The organism is Nostoc sp. JL33 (genome assembly GCF_017114985.1).
GTDB lineage: Bacteria > Cyanobacteriota > Cyanobacteriia > Cyanobacteriales > Nostocaceae > Nostoc.
Map to the genome: position 1 here is coordinate 67,494 of NZ_JABXKP010000070.1, position 16,407 is coordinate 83,900.

Annotated in this window: 20 protein-coding genes; 13 read left to right on the plus strand and 7 right to left on the minus strand. The window is 42.7% G+C overall.

Annotated features, from left to right (window positions below; all coding sequences use genetic code 11):
* Window positions 1–21 precede the first annotated feature (21 nt).
* The 3 genes from HWQ23_RS19930 to HWQ23_RS19940 all read left to right on the plus strand — a co-directional run bounded on the left by HWQ23_RS19930 (window position 22) and on the right by HWQ23_RS19940 (window position 3,997).
* The gene (locus HWQ23_RS19930; protein ID WP_292831657.1) at window positions 22–1,782 is read left to right on the plus strand and encodes a serine/threonine protein kinase; all 1,761 of its coding nucleotides are present in this window, start codon (window positions 22–24) and stop codon (window positions 1,780–1,782) included.
* Window positions 1,783–2,074: 292 nt separating this feature from the next.
* Window positions 2,075–2,638: a pentapeptide repeat-containing protein gene (locus HWQ23_RS19935; RefSeq protein ID WP_292831660.1), complete on the plus strand. Its 564-nt coding sequence runs from the start codon at window positions 2,075–2,077 to the stop codon at window positions 2,636–2,638.
* Between the two features lie 174 nt (window positions 2,639–2,812).
* A complete protein-coding gene (locus tag HWQ23_RS19940) occupies window positions 2,813–3,997 on the plus strand; it encodes a M20 family metallopeptidase (RefSeq protein WP_292831663.1) in 1,185 nt (394 codons plus the stop codon).
* An 85-nt stretch (window positions 3,998–4,082) separates the two neighbouring features.
* Here HWQ23_RS19940 and HWQ23_RS19945 read toward each other — a convergent pair whose 3' ends face one another.
* From HWQ23_RS19945 to HWQ23_RS19955, 3 genes are all read right to left on the minus strand, one after another.
* A complete protein-coding gene (locus HWQ23_RS19945; RefSeq protein ID WP_292831666.1) occupies window positions 4,083–5,135 on the minus strand; it encodes a hemerythrin domain-containing protein in 1,053 nt (350 codons plus the stop codon).
* A gap of 215 nt (window positions 5,136–5,350) precedes the next feature.
* Window positions 5,351–5,728: a hypothetical protein gene (locus HWQ23_RS19950; RefSeq protein ID WP_292831669.1), complete on the minus strand. Its 378-nt coding sequence runs from the start codon at window positions 5,726–5,728 to the stop codon at window positions 5,351–5,353.
* Window positions 5,700–6,287 carry a Panacea domain-containing protein gene (locus HWQ23_RS19955; protein WP_292831672.1) on the minus strand — a complete coding sequence of 196 codons (588 nt, stop codon included), beginning with the start codon at window positions 6,285–6,287 and terminating at the stop codon, window positions 5,700–5,702. Before HWQ23_RS19955 ends, HWQ23_RS19950 begins: the two co-directional genes overlap by 29 nt.
* 404 nt (window positions 6,288–6,691) lie before the next feature.
* Here HWQ23_RS19955 and typA point away from each other — a divergent pair, with 404 nt between their 5' ends.
* The 7 genes from typA to HWQ23_RS19990 all read left to right on the plus strand — a co-directional run bounded on the left by typA (window position 6,692) and on the right by HWQ23_RS19990 (window position 11,903).
* Window positions 6,692–8,482, plus strand: coding sequence for a translational GTPase TypA (typA, locus tag HWQ23_RS19960; RefSeq protein WP_292831675.1), 1,791 nt, complete (start codon window positions 6,692–6,694; stop codon window positions 8,480–8,482).
* 135 nt (window positions 8,483–8,617) lie between these two features.
* Window positions 8,618–9,754, plus strand: a complete 1,137-nt coding sequence (locus tag HWQ23_RS19965) for an AAA family ATPase (RefSeq protein ID WP_292831678.1) — start codon at window positions 8,618–8,620, stop codon at window positions 9,752–9,754.
* A 42-nt stretch (window positions 9,755–9,796) separates the two neighbouring features.
* Window positions 9,797–9,997, plus strand: coding sequence for a DUF4258 domain-containing protein (locus tag HWQ23_RS19970; RefSeq protein ID WP_292831681.1), 201 nt, complete (start codon window positions 9,797–9,799; stop codon window positions 9,995–9,997).
* Between the two features lie 46 nt (window positions 9,998–10,043).
* A complete protein-coding gene (locus HWQ23_RS19975; RefSeq protein WP_292831684.1) occupies window positions 10,044–10,283 on the plus strand; it encodes a YgiT-type zinc finger protein in 240 nt (79 codons plus the stop codon).
* 145 nt (window positions 10,284–10,428) lie between these two features.
* Window positions 10,429–10,689 (plus strand): DUF2281 domain-containing protein, encoded by a 261-nt coding sequence (locus tag HWQ23_RS19980; protein WP_292831687.1) that lies wholly within the window; start codon window positions 10,429–10,431, stop codon window positions 10,687–10,689.
* Window positions 10,686–11,096 carry a type II toxin-antitoxin system VapC family toxin gene (locus tag HWQ23_RS19985; protein ID WP_292831690.1) on the plus strand — a complete coding sequence of 137 codons (411 nt, stop codon included), beginning with the start codon at window positions 10,686–10,688 and terminating at the stop codon, window positions 11,094–11,096. Before HWQ23_RS19980 ends, HWQ23_RS19985 begins: the two co-directional genes overlap by 4 nt.
* A 189-nt stretch (window positions 11,097–11,285) precedes the next feature.
* Complete coding sequence (locus HWQ23_RS19990; protein WP_292831693.1) at window positions 11,286–11,903, plus strand: Uma2 family endonuclease; 618 nt, start codon at window positions 11,286–11,288, stop codon at window positions 11,901–11,903.
* Window positions 11,904–12,062: 159 nt separating this feature from the next.
* On the opposite strand, the gene HWQ23_RS19995 is transcribed toward HWQ23_RS19990, so the two are convergent.
* From HWQ23_RS19995 to HWQ23_RS20005, 3 genes are all read right to left on the minus strand, one after another.
* Window positions 12,063–12,506 (minus strand): DUF29 domain-containing protein, encoded by a 444-nt coding sequence (locus HWQ23_RS19995; RefSeq protein ID WP_292831695.1) that lies wholly within the window; start codon window positions 12,504–12,506, stop codon window positions 12,063–12,065.
* 167 nt (window positions 12,507–12,673) lie between these two features.
* A complete protein-coding gene (locus HWQ23_RS20000) occupies window positions 12,674–13,009 on the minus strand; it encodes a DUF5615 family PIN-like protein (protein ID WP_292831698.1) in 336 nt (111 codons plus the stop codon).
* The gene (locus tag HWQ23_RS20005) at window positions 13,002–13,313 is read right to left on the minus strand and encodes a DUF433 domain-containing protein (protein WP_292831701.1); all 312 of its coding nucleotides are present in this window, start codon (window positions 13,311–13,313) and stop codon (window positions 13,002–13,004) included. Before HWQ23_RS20005 ends, HWQ23_RS20000 begins: the two co-directional genes overlap by 8 nt.
* Before the next feature lie 115 nt (window positions 13,314–13,428).
* Here HWQ23_RS20005 and HWQ23_RS20010 point away from each other — a divergent pair, with 115 nt between their 5' ends.
* The 3 genes from HWQ23_RS20010 (at window position 13,429) to HWQ23_RS20020 (ending at window position 15,379) form a co-directional block, all read left to right on the plus strand.
* Complete coding sequence (locus HWQ23_RS20010; protein WP_292831704.1) at window positions 13,429–13,695, plus strand: ribbon-helix-helix domain-containing protein; 267 nt, start codon at window positions 13,429–13,431, stop codon at window positions 13,693–13,695.
* 183 nt (window positions 13,696–13,878) lie between these two features.
* Window positions 13,879–14,130, plus strand: a complete 252-nt coding sequence (locus HWQ23_RS20015; RefSeq protein WP_292831757.1) for a type II toxin-antitoxin system RelE/ParE family toxin — start codon at window positions 13,879–13,881, stop codon at window positions 14,128–14,130.
* A 64-nt stretch (window positions 14,131–14,194) separates the two neighbouring features.
* Window positions 14,195–15,379: a DUF58 domain-containing protein gene (locus HWQ23_RS20020; RefSeq protein WP_292831707.1), complete on the plus strand. Its 1,185-nt coding sequence runs from the start codon at window positions 14,195–14,197 to the stop codon at window positions 15,377–15,379.
* Window positions 15,380–15,528: 149 nt separating this feature from the next.
* Here the strand turns inward: HWQ23_RS20020 and HWQ23_RS20025 are convergent, their stop codons facing one another.
* Complete coding sequence (locus HWQ23_RS20025; RefSeq protein WP_292831710.1) at window positions 15,529–16,188, minus strand: PEP-CTERM sorting domain-containing protein; 660 nt, start codon at window positions 16,186–16,188, stop codon at window positions 15,529–15,531.
* Window positions 16,189–16,407 lie beyond the last annotated feature (219 nt).

Consider the following 16,407-nt stretch of genomic DNA (forward strand, 5'->3'; position numbering starts at 1 on the left):
AGCCTTTGTATTGTAGCGGTTGTGTCCCACATCACTCAGAGGGCGGTTCACTGCATAAATCCTGATTGTCAACGTCCTTATCCTCAGCCTTGGGGAAACAAATTTTGCAACAGCTGTGGCGCACCGCTAGAGTTGTTAGACCGCTATGTTCCAATTCAGCCATTGGGATCGGGAGGATTTGCTCAAATTTACACGGTTTGGGATGAAAAAACTCAAACCGAGAAAGTGTTAAAAGTGTTGGTAGAAGATTCACCAAAGGCACTAGAATTATTTACCCAAGAGGCGGCGGTTTTATCTAGCTTGCAGCATCCGGGTGTCCCCAGAGTCGATGCTGACGGATATTTTCACGTAAAACTGTTTAATCCCAAACCGCATCAACTGCCTTGTCTGGTAATGGAAAAAATCAATGGGCGGACTTTAGAGGAGATATTAAAAAAGTTTCCCCAAGGGTGTCCAGAGGATTTGGTTTTAAACTGGTTTGCCCAAGCTATACAGATTTTACAGGAATTACACAAACGTCAGATTATTCACCGGGATATAAAACCTTCTAATTTAATGCTGGGCACCTCTTCGCCATCTGTAACCCTGCCTCAAGGGCAAACAGGGGGCGATCGCCTGGTACTAATTGATTTTGGCGGGGCAAAACAATTTAGCGCCTCTAAACTGCGTTCTCAGTCTAGTTCCACGCGTTTATTTTCTTCTGGGTACAGTCCACCAGAACAGGTGACTGGAGGTATTGTCGGGCCAAGTGCCGATTTTTATGCCCTTGGTCGAACGATAATTGAGCTACTAACAGGCAAGTACCCGCTAGAGTTGGAAGATCAGCAAACGGGGAAATTGCTCTGGCGAACTACGATAAATGTCAACCCCCAACTAGCAGATTTGCTAGATGAAATGGTGCAGGCGGATGTGCGATCGCGTCCGCCAAATGCAGCGATAATTCAAAAACGGTTGGCGAAGATTTCTCAACCATTACCGCCGCCAGGGTTGTTTTCTCAACTGCGGGACAACGTTAAGCAAGCTTCAACGCAAGCATCCCGGAGATTTACACTGCTAAGGCAAGCTATTGAACAAGCTTTAGCTAAGTTTAGCCAAGCTGTAACCAAAACCGTTATTTTCATCGCCAAGGCGATTATCAAAATTTTCCAAGCTTGTTTGGCGACGATTTGGGCGATGATCCTGAGTAGTATCGGCGCTTGTTTTGGTGCGATCGCAGGTTTTATTTTGGCATATCGCACCAGCTTGGGTCGTCAGGTTGTGGAATTTATTTGGAGTCAGCAAAACCAATTAGTGCCAAATACTCAACCTGTCTTCGGGGCAGATATTTTGGTATTCGTCGCAGCAGGCTGGGGAACCGCTTGGGGACTGACAGTATCCGGGTGTTTTGGTCAACGACGGCGGTTTTTAGTAGCGTCGCTGATGGGCATGATTAGCTATGGCTTCGGCTGGTTGATTTTGCAATTAATTACACCAAAAGATAGCGGCGAGGGCTTAGTGGCAGTGATTTTACTCGCAGTTTCCCTACTCACCTTGAGTTTAGGTCTTCGCAGCCATCACATAGTCTACGCTGTGTTCGCTGCCTTTGGTAGTGCGATCGCCTATGCAGTTTTGATTAGTTTGAGGTTAGCACCGACTATCTGGGAATTTTCTAGTCAACCAGGCTGGTCGGAGTTATACAAGCCTCTGATTTTTTTTGGTTCTGTAGGTTTGTTTATCAGCTTCTGGTTAGGAGTGAGTTACTACCTAATTGTCCCTGGATTGCGCCTTTTGGGATGGCGTTAAAATAATTCGTAATTAATCAAGTGCCCAAAAACAAGATCCCCCTAGTCGTATTTTTCATCGAGCTAGGGGGATCACATATCTAGTAGTCTATAATTGGTTCGGTATAGTTGCTTACGAATCGATTCTATAGCCTATATTTCAGTTTGAGTAGTTTTACGATTAGAATTCATAGTATTTTTACACCTTCTTAATCAATGCTTCATCCCTATTCTTCCTTAGGGAAGCGGTATATGTAAATATAACAGTATGCAATGTGCGTAAATTGTCCTTTTTGGGGATATCAGTAAAAAAGATGAAACTTAATATTGTTGCTACCGTCGTCCTGTTAGCTTGTTTTGGGTTTGCAGAGCAAGCCCTTGCATTAAATCAGCTAGACTTGGATCAATTGAAGGCAACAAGTGCCTGTCCCCGGTGTAATTTGAGTGGTGCTGACCTAACTCGATTGAATTTAGCTGGAGCAAATTTGCGAGGGGCTGACTTGAGCAGTGCTACATTATCTCAAGCTAATCTCACGAATGCCGATCTCACCGGTGCAAATTTAGAAGGTGCGATTCTGAATTCGGCGAATCTCAGTGGTGCTTCTTTAACAGGAGCAAATTTGAAATCAGCATCCCTGGAAAATGCCGATCTGTCTTATGCCGGTTTCATCAGCGCCAATTTGGAAGCAGCAAACTTAAAAGATGCTAAATTGCAGTTTACCAATTTTCGGGGGGCTAACTTCCGACTAACAACTATGGCTAATGGTGTCGTCACCTCCGAGAAAGCTTATGACTGGTCGTTAGAGCGTCAAAATCTTAGAATATGTAACCAGTTCAAACCCGAAAATACCTTAGGCACAACCTGTTATTCAAGATAAACTACTTTAATTGGGCATTGGGCATGGGGCATTGGATATTGGTTATTAATTCTTCTCCCCCTGCTTCCTCTGACCCTCTGCTTGTTCTCAACTATCCTTATATGGATGGCAAAGAGCATTTTGTTTGTTAACAATTCTTTATCATGGGAAAAAGCCTGTAGATTAATTGAATCCATGCTTACCCATATTAAAGACTTAGCAGCAAAACTAGCGCCCCGCTTAATTGAAATCCGCCGCCACATCCACTCTCACCCAGAACTTAGCGGTCAGGAGTACCAAACAGCAGCTTTCGTGGCTGGTGTTTTATCTTCCAGTGGTCTGCACGTACAAGAGGGAGTTGGCAAAACGGGCGTGATTGGAGAACTCCAAGGCACTAGCCAAAATGACCGTTTATTGGCAATTCGCACCGATATGGATGCCTTGCCAATTCAAGAGCGCACGAATTTGGAATATGCCTCTGGCGCAGAGGGTATTATGCACGCTTGTGGTCACGATGTCCACACCACCGTGGGGTTAGGAACAGCGATGGTACTGTCCCAAGTGGCAGAGGAGTTGGGTGGGAAAGTGCGGTTTTTATTTCAGCCCGCGGAGGAAATTGCTCAAGGGGCAAGCTGGATGGTGAAAGATGGGGCGATGGAAAACGTCTCGGCTATATTAGGGATTCATGTTTTCCCTTCTATCCCGGCAGGATCTATTGGCGTGCGTTACGGGGCATTGACAGCGGCCGCTGATAATTTAGAAATTCTGATTATGGGAGAATCTGGGCACGGGGCGCGTCCCCATGAGGCGATTGATGCAATTTGGATTGCTTGCCAAATCATTACTGCACTGCAACAAGCCATCAGCCGGACACAAAATCCCTTGCGTCCTGTAGTATTGAGCATAGGGAAAATTAACGGTGGCAGAGCGCCGAATATTATTGCTGATAAAGTGCAGTTATTGGGAACCGTGCGATCGCTCCATCCCGAAACCCGCGCCCATCTCCCGAACTGGATTGAAAACATTGTATCTAATGTCTGTCATACCTACGGGGCAAAGTATGAAGTTAATTATCGCCAGGGCGTACCCAGCGTCCAAAATGATTATACCTTGACGCAATTATTACAATCAGCCGCAGAAGAAGCTTGGAGTAGCGATCGCGTTCAAGTCTTACCCGAACCTTCTCTTGGTGCTGAAGATTTTTCTATGTATTTGGAACACGTCCCTGGTTCCATGTTTCGCTTGGGTGTCGGCTATAAAGAAAGAATCATTAACCACCCGTTACACCATCCCCAATTTGAAGTCGATGAATCTGCCATTATCACTGGCGTTGTAACTATGGCCTATGCCGCCTATAAATATTGTCAGCAAAATTCGTAAACAAAAACTCCCAGCACATAAATAAGCGCTGGGAGTTTTTGTTTAACTAACTTTTTTTAGCGGCTATAGAAAGCTCGAAAGCATCCTACACATTCGATTCGCTAACAACGCCCAATTTCTCTTGAATTCGGGTCTTAGCGGCTTTGAATTCAGTAGCCAGTTGCTCGGTTTGCTCAGTGCTCAAGTTGTTGCGAATCGCAGCAAACATTGTGCTTTCTTCTTGACGAATGTGGTCGCCAACAGCTTGCATAAGCTGTGTAACTTGATCTTTGAATTCAGATGAAGAAGGGCTGATACCCTTAATTTGCTCTAACACCCGCTTCATCTCAGCTTGCTCGTCAAACAGTTCTTGGGTGTTATCTTGACCGTAGAAAGGACGTACTCTTGGATATACTACTTCCTCTTCAGCTTCGGCGTGAGCAGTTAGATCCTTGTAAATTTGACCGAAATACTCTTGGATCTTCTGTGGATTGTCGCTTTGCAGAAGTTCGGTAAATAGGGTATTTACCTTGTTGTGATCGAGGCGGATGACATCCTGGATATTTAGATCCTTTTTATCACTGCTTTGGGTAACAGCACTACCTACTACACCACTTACCGCAGCCATAGCGTCTTGAACCCGTGCCCAAATTCCTTGATCTGCATCTTGTCCAGTTAGTTCACGGACACCCAGAATTTCCAGAATACCTTTGAGTTGTTCTTGATGAGCGCGGTTCTCAAAATTAACGGTATTCAAAGGTGTGATCGCTAGTAAAACGTCAGCACCAACTTTTTGAGCAGCCTTGTGAACTATCAAGCCACTCATTACTATTTGATGTTTCAGCAATTCATGCTGAGATACTTTTTCATACAGGCTTAACTCAGAACCTTTGAACAATTCACGAGCTATTTCAATGAATTCTGTAACATTTTTTTTGGGTTCAGCCTGAATTCCATACTGACCAATTACAGTTTCTAGAACGCCAAGATTTTTTTCGTCATCTTTGATGAAATTCCGAATGCGATCGCCAATCTCGGCATCAAGTCCTTGGCTCAAAAGCAATTGCTCATTTTCGATGACTAATTGTTGGAGGGCTTTGATACTTGCCAATTTTACAGCAATAGCATTGCGTTTCGTATCATCTAAAGTAGCTACCATCCGTGTTCTCCTCGGCAAAGTGTTCGTAATTCTTACTGATATAACCTTGACACAGAGGTTAGGGAGATTCCATCTTTCTTTTGAGCGATCGCGTTCACAACTCAGGGTAGAGAAACATAAATTTTCGTTACAATTTTTGTCTTTATACTTTTAGATAGATAATATTTAAATCTGCATTCTATCCCCAGGCGGATAAAATTCAGGCGGATAAAATATTAATAATCTAAGATTTCTTTAAGAACGCTCTTTAAATCCACCTCAGTAGGGCGTTTTTCAAATTGCTCGTGGCTATAAATCCACACAAGCTTGATTACACAATCAATTGTATTGACTAAATACATTAATCTAATTTGTCCTGAAGCGCCTTTGGATACCTTCAACTCTAGCTTGTGAAATGACCATCCTTGAGGTAATTCAATCTTTCTAGGCAAAGGTTCGTTACGAGAATTGATGGGATATTGATCATCAATTAAATCTTCCAAAACTTCTACGATACACTCAACAAAATCCGACCTATAGGCTTTTGCAAGTTTTTTGAAAGAACGGTTGAAATTATCGGATTTTTCAATCGAGAAGGGAGTTGAGCCAGTCACGCACTTCTCCTTTACGAATACGAGTTGATGATTCCGAAGTACAAGCGTCCTTTAAAATTTCTTGCATTACGAATTGATAAGCCGGATGGTCACGCTCTATTTGGTCTAGTTTCTGGTGTCCCAATGCTTTCAAGTCTTCAAGAAGAATTGCCTTTGTTGAGCTAGCTTCAGGTAGCAAACCCTTACGCGCCTTTTTCCAAGGAAACTCCAAGTGGGTCATACCACTAAGTTGATAAGCATGGTAGCCACCAAAATATTCCCATACTTCTTCTAGAAGTTGTCTCTTATCCTCAGGCATCTCTAACAGGAATTCTTGACTAGGAATAGGTAATTGTTTAGCTTCAAATTCACTATAAAACCTGTAAGCCGGAGGACAAACAGGCCCATAGCGCCATGCTTGTATTTCTTCTTCAAACAATGGCTCATCATACATCGCCAAATGTAAGCTTTGCGCGTAATACAAAAGCTTTTGAACCTTCATATTGGTCATTTCTGCTTCTATACTGTCTTCGTAAGCTCTGACGATGAAGTAGCGAGCCACATTTAGACAATCAATCATAATCAGACTCGCAAATTAAGACTGGTTAACTATCTTAGCTGTTTTTAACGATCACTTACACTTACTATTTTAGTACATTTTTACTATTGAAAATCAATTTACTACTACAGGACAGCGTAAATCCAGCTACCATCTCAATTAACTAGACCAGTTGCTGTGAGCAACTGGTTAAAGGTAAGCAAACTTCGGCATCAAGTCTCAATATTTCGGAACCCCTTTTAGGGTGACGTTTACTCAGGCGATCGCAATGCAGCCTTAACAAACCTCACCGCAATTGTGACGATTACGCTAGAATTGTTAAAGGTTCTTTACAGAGTTTGCTGATCATCCCCAATTCTGTTAAAACAGCCTAGCATTCAAATGTAAATCTTATAAACCCCCTCTAGAGTTCACCAAAAGCTTCTATGACGCTCCCAATTCGCAACGTCGCCATTATCGCCCACGTTGACCACGGCAAAACCACCCTGGTTGACGCACTCCTCAAACAATCCGGCATTTTCCGCGAAGGCGAAGACGTTCCGGATTGCGTTATGGACTCCAACGCCCTAGAACGGGAACGGGGTATTACTATCCTGTCCAAAAATACAGCAGTTCGCTACAAAGAAACACTAATCAATATTGTTGATACTCCTGGACACGCTGACTTTGGTGGTGAAGTTGAACGCGTACTCGGCATGGTTGACGGATGTCTTCTGATTGTCGATGCCAACGAAGGCCCCATGCCCCAAACACGCTTTGTTCTCAAAAAAGCTTTAGAAAAAGGGCTGCGCCCCATCGTTATCATCAACAAAATCGACCGTGGTCAAACTGACCCCCATGTTGCTGTCGATAAAGTATTGGATCTGTTCTTGGAATTAGGGGCAGATGAAGACCAGTGTGATTTTACCTATCTGTTTGCCTCCGGTATGGCAGGTTTCGCCAAAGAAAGCTTGGAAGCAGAATCGGTAGATATGCAACCCCTGTTTAACGCGATTCTGCAACACGTTCCACCACCAGTAGGTGACAGCAATAAGCCTCTACAATTGCAAGTCACAACCCTAGATTATTCTGAATATCTAGGACGGATTGTGATTGGCAGAATTCACAACGGTACTATCCGCTCAGGACAGCAAGCAGCTTTAGTAACAGAAGATGGTACTATTGTCAAGGGTAAGATTACCAAACTGATGGGCTTTGATGGACTGAAGCGCATAGAGATGGAAGAAGCAACCGCAGGTTATATTGTTGCGGTGGCTGGTTTCGCTGATGCTTATATTGGGGAAACGATTACTGACCCCAATGATCCGCAAGCTTTACCACTAATTAAAGTAGATGAACCAACCTTGCAAATGGCCTTCTGGGTGAATGATTCGCCCTTTGCTGGTCAAGAAGGCAAATTGGTGACATCAAGACAAATACGCGATCGCCTATTCCGCGAACTTGAAACCAACGTTGCTTTGCGTGTCGAAGAAACCGATTCTCCCGATAAATTCCTCGTTTCCGGTCGTGGTGAACTTCACCTGGGTATCTTAATTGAAACCATGCGTCGGGAAGGCTTCGAGTTTCAGGTATCTCAGCCACAGGTAATTTACCGCGAAATCAACGGTCAACCTTGCGAACCTTACGAACTCTTGGTGTTAGACATTCCTGCTGATGGTGTGGGTAGCTGTATTGAACGCCTGGGACAACGCAAAGGCGAAATGCAAGATATGCAACCAGGTAGTGGCGATCGCACCCAGTTAGAGTTTGTCATTCCCGCCCGTGGTTTGATTGGTTTCCGGGGTGAATTCATGCGGATGACTCGTGGCGAAGGCATCATGAACCACAGCTTCTTAGATTACCGTCAACTGAGTGGTGACATTGAAGCCCGTAACAAAGGCGTTTTAATCTCCTTTGAAGAAGGCGTTTCTACCTTCTACGCCATGAGAAATGCCGAAGATAGAGGAGCATTCTTTATTGTTCCCGGCACAAAGGTTTACAGAGGCATGATTGTGGGAGAACACACTCGTTCCCAAGATTTGGAACTAAATATCTGTAAGACCAAGCAGTTAACCAATCACCGGGCTGCTGGTGGCGATGAATTGGTGCAACTGCAAGCACCGATAGACATGAGCCTAGAGCGTGCTTTGGAATACATCGCCGCCGATGAATTGGTGGAAGTTACACCCCAATCGATTCGTCTGCGGAAGATGTCGAAGAAGTTGGCGAAACGCTAAGTTTAGTTACTTGATTGATTTAAAAAGCCCACTAATGTGGGCTTTTTACTTTGTTGTATTAGAAAGATGAGTATCCTGATAGTCAAGTGGGTAACATAGCACTAAATAACTTGTTATGTTCACACCTTAATGTCTATGTCGTGGAATTCTACAGTTTTTAGTGTCTGTGCTTCAGGCAATTCTTGGTTCTGGGCTGCTTGGTGTAATATTGATGATGCGTATAATTTTCTAGAGAAGCCTAAAAAGCAATTGGAGATGGATTGCTTATTCTTTGCTGAAGCTCCTTCCAAAGAAGATGCAATTAAAACAGCCCGTAAGCTATTAGGTACTGAAATTAAACAAATAGGCAATGGATGGGCAGCAGAAGTTTGCAAAGAGATTGACAAAAAACCTCACATTGATACTGATGAACCTAAAGTAGTCACTAAAGTAGTCACTAATGAGCTTCAGGAATGTCTACAGCAGCTTCACTCATTGACTGGATTGAGTGATGTGAAGTCTACCGTTCAGGAGTTGGTAAATATTGCAAAAGTAGCCCAGATGCAAGCTCAAGCAGGTATAAAAGCTCCTTTAATCACCAGACACCTTGTATTCACGGGAAATCCCGGAACAGGCAAAACTACAGTAGCTAGGATTCTAGGTGAAATATACAAAAATCTTGGTGTTCTATCAAAAGGACATTTTCTTGAGGTAGACCGGACTGATTTAGTTGCAGAATACTTGGGACAAACAGCACCTAAAACAGCAAAAGTAGTTGAATCTTCTCTAGGTGGTGTACTTTTTATTGATGAAGCCTACTCTCTTGTTCCAGATGGACATGGCGATATGTTTGGACAAGAGGCAATTAATACTCTCTTAAAAATGATGGAAGACCACAGAGAGGATCTGGTGATTATCGTTGCAGGATATAAGGAGGAAATGTCTCGATTTATTGAATCTAATCCTGGTCTAAAGTCCAGATTTGCCAGGTCAATTAATTTTGAAGACTTTTCTCCGCCTGAGTTAGCCGAGATTTTTAAAGTCAGGTGTGAACAGCACGGCTATCTGTTCTCAAAGAAAACTCTGGAAGCAGTGCGTCATTTAGTCAATCAATTTGAACGTCAAATCGGAGAACTTGGAAATGGTAGATTTGTGAGAAATATCTTTGATCGTTGTGTGGCTATTCAATGTAACCGTTTAGCAGCATTAGCCAAACCATCAAAGGAAGAACTGAAAACTTTCTTACCTGCTGACGTTCCTACTCATGAACAACTAGCGCAGTATCTTCTTTGAGAGTGTCAGTGTAGACCATATTAACTTATTAATTTATACGATATGTCAGCCCATGCAATGGAAGAAATGGCTGAGGATATGCTGACGATTTTAGATGTGGAAGAGGCAGTTATGAGAGGTCAAGTCATCCGGGTTAAAAAAGATGATCCGAGAGGAACAAAATATATAGTAGTAGGAACTGCATTAGATCAACAAACGCCTGTTGGGATTGTTGGGCGTTTCGCAAGCAACGGACGTATCTGATTATCACTGTTTATGAAATCATTGAGCTTGAAGGGTAGCCGTATGTATGAATATAAGATGCGAGTATTGCGAAGGAACTGTTCAACCTCGAATTGTCAAGCGCGAGGCATTTAAACATAGAGATGGATTCGTCATCCTGGAAGATGTGACGATTGGTGTTTGTGATACCTGTGGCAATCCGTACTATTCTGCCGATATTCTTCATGCGGTTCATGCTGTTGCAACTGGAGCGAAACCTCCTGAAAGAACCGAACAAATTCCGGTCACTCATCTAGAATCAGCATAATCAACGCCGCGTAATGTTAGATCCTCAAGTTGTTGGTAAAGACAAATTGCTAGCCAGTAAATATTTTTACGGAAACCATCGCCCTAGCCGTGCATTTAATCAAATCTTTGAGTAACAATGAAGACGACTGAAAAAGGCAATTATCATGACTATTCGTGAAACTACCATTGCAAAATTGCAGCAACTTTCCGAACCACTCCTGCAAGAAGTGACCGATTTCATTGATTTTGTTATCCACAAACATCAAGTTAAAATTGCTGACAGTCAGCCTGATGAAACGCTTGTGGGAAAATGGTCACAATGGTTTGAGGCTGTAGATTCTCTAGACGTATCTCCACCTGAACCAGTCAGCAACTATCAGCAACTCCTATTCAACAAGTATCGCCAACAAGGGTTAGAGCTATGATCCTGTGCGATGCAGGAGTCTTATTGTGTTTAGTTGATTCCACTCAGCCTCAGCACAATGCTTATAAAATTGCAGTAATACGTTTGGCAAAGCCTCTCGTCACAACCTGGTCATGCCTGACAGAAGCCATGTATCTTGCCCTGCATCGTGGCGGCTGGCAAATGCAAAAACAGTTGGGGCAACTTCTTTTAGATAAACTGCTGACCGTTTACGAGATTCAGGAGAGTGATTACAGCCGTTTGTTGGCGCTGATGGAACAATACCGCGATCGCCCAATGGATTTAGCAGATGCAACGTTGGTTTTGACGGCTGAAAAGACAGGGTATCGTCAAATTCTCACCCTCGATTCTGATTTCTTGTTTTATCGAATTGGTCATCAAGACACCTTTGAAATCATTTCAGTCTGAAGCAATGAGTAACCAAATCACGATTTAGATAAGGTTTAGCAACGCTAGGATGTCCGTTTGAATGAACTGCGCGTCACCGATAGCGAAGCGTTAGCGAGTCTTGCCTACGCAATGGAGTAAATCATAAAAGAGCGATCGAAAACAAATCAATTATTTTCAAAGCTTATAATAGTCATGCTGGCAAAGAGTATGTCACAATTCAGGCAGGGATTGCTAGAGGTGAACGCGATGCCCCCACTACTCGACCCAACTACCGACCAACGCATTGTCCATTATGGGACGTGGGAACAGTTTAAGTTCATCCAAAAGGGTTTTGACGGTTCTCCTGGTGTGCGACTGTTTTACTATGACGATACAATCGAGATTCTCATGCCGGGACGCGAACATGAAATTTTTGCAAGTATCATCGGTTATTTAGTGACAACCTTTCTCGTCGAAAAAGGCATTTTCTTTCAGCCAACCCGATCAATGACCCAGGAAAAAGAAGGGGTTGTCTCGGTTCAAGCGGATGAGTCCTACTGCATTGGCAGCGTTAAACCGATTCCAGATTTGTCCATCGAAGTCGTTTTTACCAGTGGTGGTATCAGCAAGTTAGAACGCTATAAAATTCTGGGAGTACTGGAAGTCTGGTTTTGGGAAGATGGGCTGTTAACGCTCTATCATCTGCATGACGGCAGCTATGAACGCGTCGATCGCAGCCAACTGCCCGGACTCAATGACCTCAATTTGGATTTACTGAGACGCTGCATTTTCATGGCTGAGACTGATGCTGGAGAAGCTATTAGAGCATTTCGTCAAGAGATTTAACGCGTAGGCGAGCTTTTCGTAGACATCGCTCTTTTGCATATTTTCACACAAAGCGATCGCCAAACATAGCATAGATTACAGTGCTGCATCTACGCCCGTCGTAGACATGGACTCTCACTACTGCTTTCATTTCACAAAAATCAGATAAGACTGATATTTTTAAGGTAAATAATTTTCATCTAATAATTGAACAAGAGTGTAAGGGCATTTTTCTAGAAAAATATTTAAATCGGTTTTAATTTTCACAAACTCAACCGCACTTTGATAAATATTCTCTAAATCATCCTGTAACTTTTTTGTTAAATTCGTTGTTAAATGATTATTTAAGTCATATCTAAAGGTTTTAATTTCTCCAATCCAATGACGATAGTTTCTTTCATATTCAATCTGCCAATATTGAAGTAATAATATATGAATAATGATTTGCCTTAAAAGACCTTTGCCTTTAGCTAAATCTCTTCTACCCAAACTGATTAATTCCTCAATTAAGTTTTCTAAATCAAGTTGGCTAAACTGTTTTTGTTTTAATAATTCAATAGTTTCTTCTAACCATAAATTTTCATCGGTTTCATAGAGTTGTTTTAATTTGGTAGTAATTGTCATATTTTTACCTTCTACTTATCTTCCATCATTTAATCATCATATACAATTATAAATTTACAGATGCAAACGACCAAAATACAGAAAACTGGTTAGATTGTGCATACAATTCCTAACTGACTCCACCAAAATGCTTTTGAAGATGCAAGTTTTTCAATGGTGCTTTAATTTCACACAAACTCGACACGTCCCACCATCTCTTCAGGTGTCATCACCTCATACATCAAAACCAAAGTTTCAATGATTTCACCAATTGAACGAGTTCCTTTCTTGCAGTAGGTAATACCAGGATGATCAAGCCTAGAACTTGCAATAATCAAAAAATCTGCATCTTGGGTGAATAGTACTCGCTGTGCTTCCTGAATAAAGGCTAACTGGACTTCATCGCTTTGAGTACGTAATTCCACATCATTGGTTGTTGTCACATCAATTCCATAACGGCGCAAGCCAAGGGCAATTGCAGGATCGACATTTTCATCAAGATGAAAGCGAATTCGCTCACTCATTCCTCAACTGTCTGAGTTTCTCTTGAAGACGCGACGGATGATTTTGCTTCAGTATCTCAACTAACTCATTCTCTTCTGCTGTACGGCGATCAATCTCGTCTCGGTGATCAAAGTAATAAGCCATTGCTGCATAAACAGATGCCAGTGACAGGTCATACTTACCAGCAATCTCTACCAAGGAATATCCTAGCTTTAAATGCATCATCGCCACATCTTCTACAGCAATGCGTGTATCAGTAATGCGGGGCTTCCCACTCCGCACATCAGAAGAGATTTCAATATGCTCCCGACTGACTAACTGCATCAAAGAATCTTCCACCTCTATTCCATATCTTAATAATATGTGATTGCTCCTCGCCGTTGATATTCTGGTGAGTTTTTTAACTTAAAATGGTGAATAATCTGAATAGAGGTTTTCTATGAGCATCAGTCTCACACCCGATCAAGAACGCTTTATTCAAACCAAGCTCCAGTCTGGGAAATATCGCTCCGCAGAAGAAGCCCTTGAAATTGCCTTACGGTTGCTTGATGAATACGATCGCGCCGATGCTAAATGGATCGAAGATGTGCGAGAAAAAATTGATGCGGCGATTTTAGCTTCAGATAAAACGCCTCCTATTGATGGAGAGACATTCGTAAACCAAGTTCTAGAGCGGTTTCGACAAGGACATCAGGCGCAAGCATGAGTCGCTACGTCATCAACATTCTTGCCAGCCGAGATAAGTAGAGCGGTGTGAATAATTCAAGGTTTGTAGTGAGGGCTTCAGCCATCATTTGAGGACTTTAGTCCTCACTACGAACTAATCTCAAGATTTTTTACATTACTTAATCTAGTTTGATTTATTCTCACCGACTTACTTATCAATGAAATTGCCGATTACTTTGCTGAAACTAGCGTTGAAGCAGGAGAACGATTTTTCAGTGAATTCAACCGCAAGTGCCAACAACTTGTTGCCTTTCCAAACAGTGGTAAAAGTTACGCAAAAATTCGTCCAGACCTCCGAGGTGTATCCTTGCAAGGCTATATCGTTTTCTACAAAGTGCTAGATGATGGTATTGAAATTCTACGGGTTGTAAGTGGTCGTCGTAATTTTCCATCTCTTTTTGAGGAATCCAACTAAAAGCTTTTTTGCCGAACCCCTGAGACACTGTGAATTTCGGGTGGTATTGGGTTAAAAAAGAAACATGAAAATCATCAAACCCATCACCAATTGGTTAGAAACCCGCGCTTGTACCCCTGCATACGGCGGTTGGATACTAGCAGCAACGGCTATTTGTTTTTTTGGGGCAGGTATCAATACGATGGCTGGCTGGCTGTACGCCATTAGCGGCATTAGTTTTGCTCTTTTAGGTGTAGCAGCCATCTTACCGCCGCGATCGCTCACAGGTCTATCCATCACCCGCCGTCCCATTCAACCTGTATCAGCAGGCGACGATCTGATGGTGGAATTAGAAATCCGCAATCAGACACAGCAGCCTGTAAGTTTATTGAAAGTTGAGGATATACTACCCTTCGTCTTAGGGAAACCAGTACAAAAGGCAATCGAAACAATTTCTAGCCAAGGTAGTTACCGTTGGCTATATTACCACCCTACCCAGCGCCGGGGCGTATATCGCTGGAATACAGTAGAACTGGGTTCTGGTGCGCCTTTGGGATTATTCTGGTGTCGCCGTCAGCGTGATTGTGCTGCAATGGCGATCGTCTATCCTACAGTGTTACCCTTGGTTACATGCCCCCTAGTAGACGAAATGGGGCAAGAAGAGAGCAAAAAAGGCGATCCTCGTGGTAGACCCTTGCAGACAGCGACAACGGGGCTGGTGCGATCGCTACGCCCTTATCGTATAGGAGATCCTACCCGTCTGATCCACTGGCGGACTAGCGCCCGCTATGGAGAATTAAGGGTGCGGGAGTTAGAAATGGTCACAGGTGGACAAGAAATAGTTATTGCCCTTGACAGCGCTAGTAATTGGGAAGAAGAAAACTTTGAACAAGCAGTAATTGCCGCAGCTTCACTGTATTTTTATGCACAGCAACAGCAATTAGAGGTGCAACTCTGGACAGCATCAACAAATTTAATTAAAGGCGATCGCTTTGTACTAGAAACCTTAGCAGCAACCACAGCCCTAGAAGATGCCAGTTCAGTAGTTCCTAAAAGCTATCCCTTGATTTGGCTGACTCAAAACCCCCTGAGCCTTGCTACTCTTCCTCAAGGCAGTCGCTGGGTTTTGTGGCCAAATATTTCCTCACCACTAGAACCAGAGGTAATCAATTGGGAGCATCCTGGTATAGTTTTACAAAGCGATGTCTCCGACGGGCTACGCCTACACGCACTACAACCCCAACTGCAAAAAACATTAAATTCGTATTAATCAATACCTTCACCAAAAAACCATACCCTAGAAGGGCTATACGAACAAAGCCTACCTCCCAAGATTGTAAAGCTTTTAGCTTACGGAGGTGTAGCTCTTGTTTGTATAGCCACGACTTCTAGTTATTCGCGCAAGGTGCAAGGTTTGAGTTAACTTTGCTTTAGCTGTTTACGTCTTAATACTGAACCAGCACTTAAAGTAGCTATTGTCAGTAGCGCTGGTAGAAATGTAGGTTCAGGAACAGATGTAACTTTTTCATTAAAGGTAAAGTTATCTAGTGCAAACTGTGTCCCGCCACCACCCGTCTTTATCAGATAATCTGGCTCAACTCCACCAAATGACGTAAACTTTAATTCATCAACACCAAAATAATCAAAATTAACTAAAGTTGGCTGTGTCGTATCTACAACCACAGTTTTTGAATACAAGGTTGCACCGCTCTTTAAACCTTGTACAGTAACCGAAAGACCATTATTCCAAGTAGCTGATAGGTAAAGACTGTTGAAGTCAAAAACACTATCACTTACTAGGGCTGGGTTTCCAAATCCGTTGAAAGCCACATAGTCTCCTGAAACTCTGCCATTGTCTTCGCCTGTACGTGTAACTTTAGAACTTGAGCCATTTACATAGTAAAAATTATCCCAATTAAATCCTCCGTAACCATTAGGAATCGGCTCATAATATGAAATAGGCGCTATATCGTCAAATGTTAAAACAGTTGCTTGTGCTACGGCTCCTATTCCCAAAACGATGACTGTTGCTGCGATCGCAGCAGTCGATAACTTTTTCGCAACAGTTGAAATACTCATATGGTAGTAGTTGTAACTCTTGATAAGTTTGTGCTTTTTTTTGTCACACATTTCACAATATACACTAACTCGCAAAAAGCAAGTATTATTACTTAGTTATTTCATGAAGTCTCATAAAGTTATGATCAAGAGAATTCAGCAAAATGTATAAATAAACAAAGCCTGACATAAGTCTGCTTAAAGGATCGCCCTTGGCATCTTGCCTTAGAGGCATCACAG

What these genes read in the sequence shown, in the direction of transcription:
- HWQ23_RS19980 (WP_292831687.1), top strand. Translation starts at nt 10,429, where the DNA reads ATGACTATTCGTGAAACTACCATTGCAAAATTGCAGCAACTTTCCGAA.
- HWQ23_RS19945 (WP_292831666.1), bottom strand. Translation starts at nt 5,135, where the DNA reads ATGGTAGCTACTTTAGATGATACGAAACGCAATGCTATTGCTGTAAAA.
- HWQ23_RS19935 (WP_292831660.1), top strand. Translation starts at nt 2,075, where the DNA reads ATGAAACTTAATATTGTTGCTACCGTCGTCCTGTTAGCTTGTTTTGGG.
- HWQ23_RS20005 (WP_292831701.1), bottom strand. Translation starts at nt 13,313, where the DNA reads ATGCAGTTAGTCAGTCGGGAGCATATTGAAATCTCTTCTGATGTGCGG.
- HWQ23_RS19940 (WP_292831663.1), top strand. Translation starts at nt 2,813, where the DNA reads ATGCTTACCCATATTAAAGACTTAGCAGCAAAACTAGCGCCCCGCTTA.
- HWQ23_RS19990 (WP_292831693.1), top strand. Translation starts at nt 11,286, where the DNA reads ATGTCACAATTCAGGCAGGGATTGCTAGAGGTGAACGCGATGCCCCCA.
- HWQ23_RS20020 (WP_292831707.1), top strand. Translation starts at nt 14,195, where the DNA reads ATGAAAATCATCAAACCCATCACCAATTGGTTAGAAACCCGCGCTTGT.
- HWQ23_RS20000 (WP_292831698.1), bottom strand. Translation starts at nt 13,009, where the DNA reads ATGAGTGAGCGAATTCGCTTTCATCTTGATGAAAATGTCGATCCTGCA.
- HWQ23_RS19970 (WP_292831681.1), top strand. Translation starts at nt 9,797, where the DNA reads ATGTCAGCCCATGCAATGGAAGAAATGGCTGAGGATATGCTGACGATT.
- HWQ23_RS20010 (WP_292831704.1), top strand. Translation starts at nt 13,429, where the DNA reads ATGAGCATCAGTCTCACACCCGATCAAGAACGCTTTATTCAAACCAAG.
- HWQ23_RS20025 (WP_292831710.1), bottom strand. Translation starts at nt 16,188, where the DNA reads ATGAGTATTTCAACTGTTGCGAAAAAGTTATCGACTGCTGCGATCGCA.
- HWQ23_RS19955 (WP_292831672.1), bottom strand. Translation starts at nt 6,287, where the DNA reads ATGATTGATTGTCTAAATGTGGCTCGCTACTTCATCGTCAGAGCTTAC.
- HWQ23_RS19975 (WP_292831684.1), top strand. Translation starts at nt 10,044, where the DNA reads ATGAATATAAGATGCGAGTATTGCGAAGGAACTGTTCAACCTCGAATT.
- HWQ23_RS19995 (WP_292831695.1), bottom strand. Translation starts at nt 12,506, where the DNA reads ATGACAATTACTACCAAATTAAAACAACTCTATGAAACCGATGAAAAT.
- HWQ23_RS19965 (WP_292831678.1), top strand. Translation starts at nt 8,618, where the DNA reads ATGTCGTGGAATTCTACAGTTTTTAGTGTCTGTGCTTCAGGCAATTCT.
- typA (WP_292831675.1), top strand. Translation starts at nt 6,692, where the DNA reads ATGACGCTCCCAATTCGCAACGTCGCCATTATCGCCCACGTTGACCAC.
- HWQ23_RS19985 (WP_292831690.1), top strand. Translation starts at nt 10,686, where the DNA reads ATGATCCTGTGCGATGCAGGAGTCTTATTGTGTTTAGTTGATTCCACT.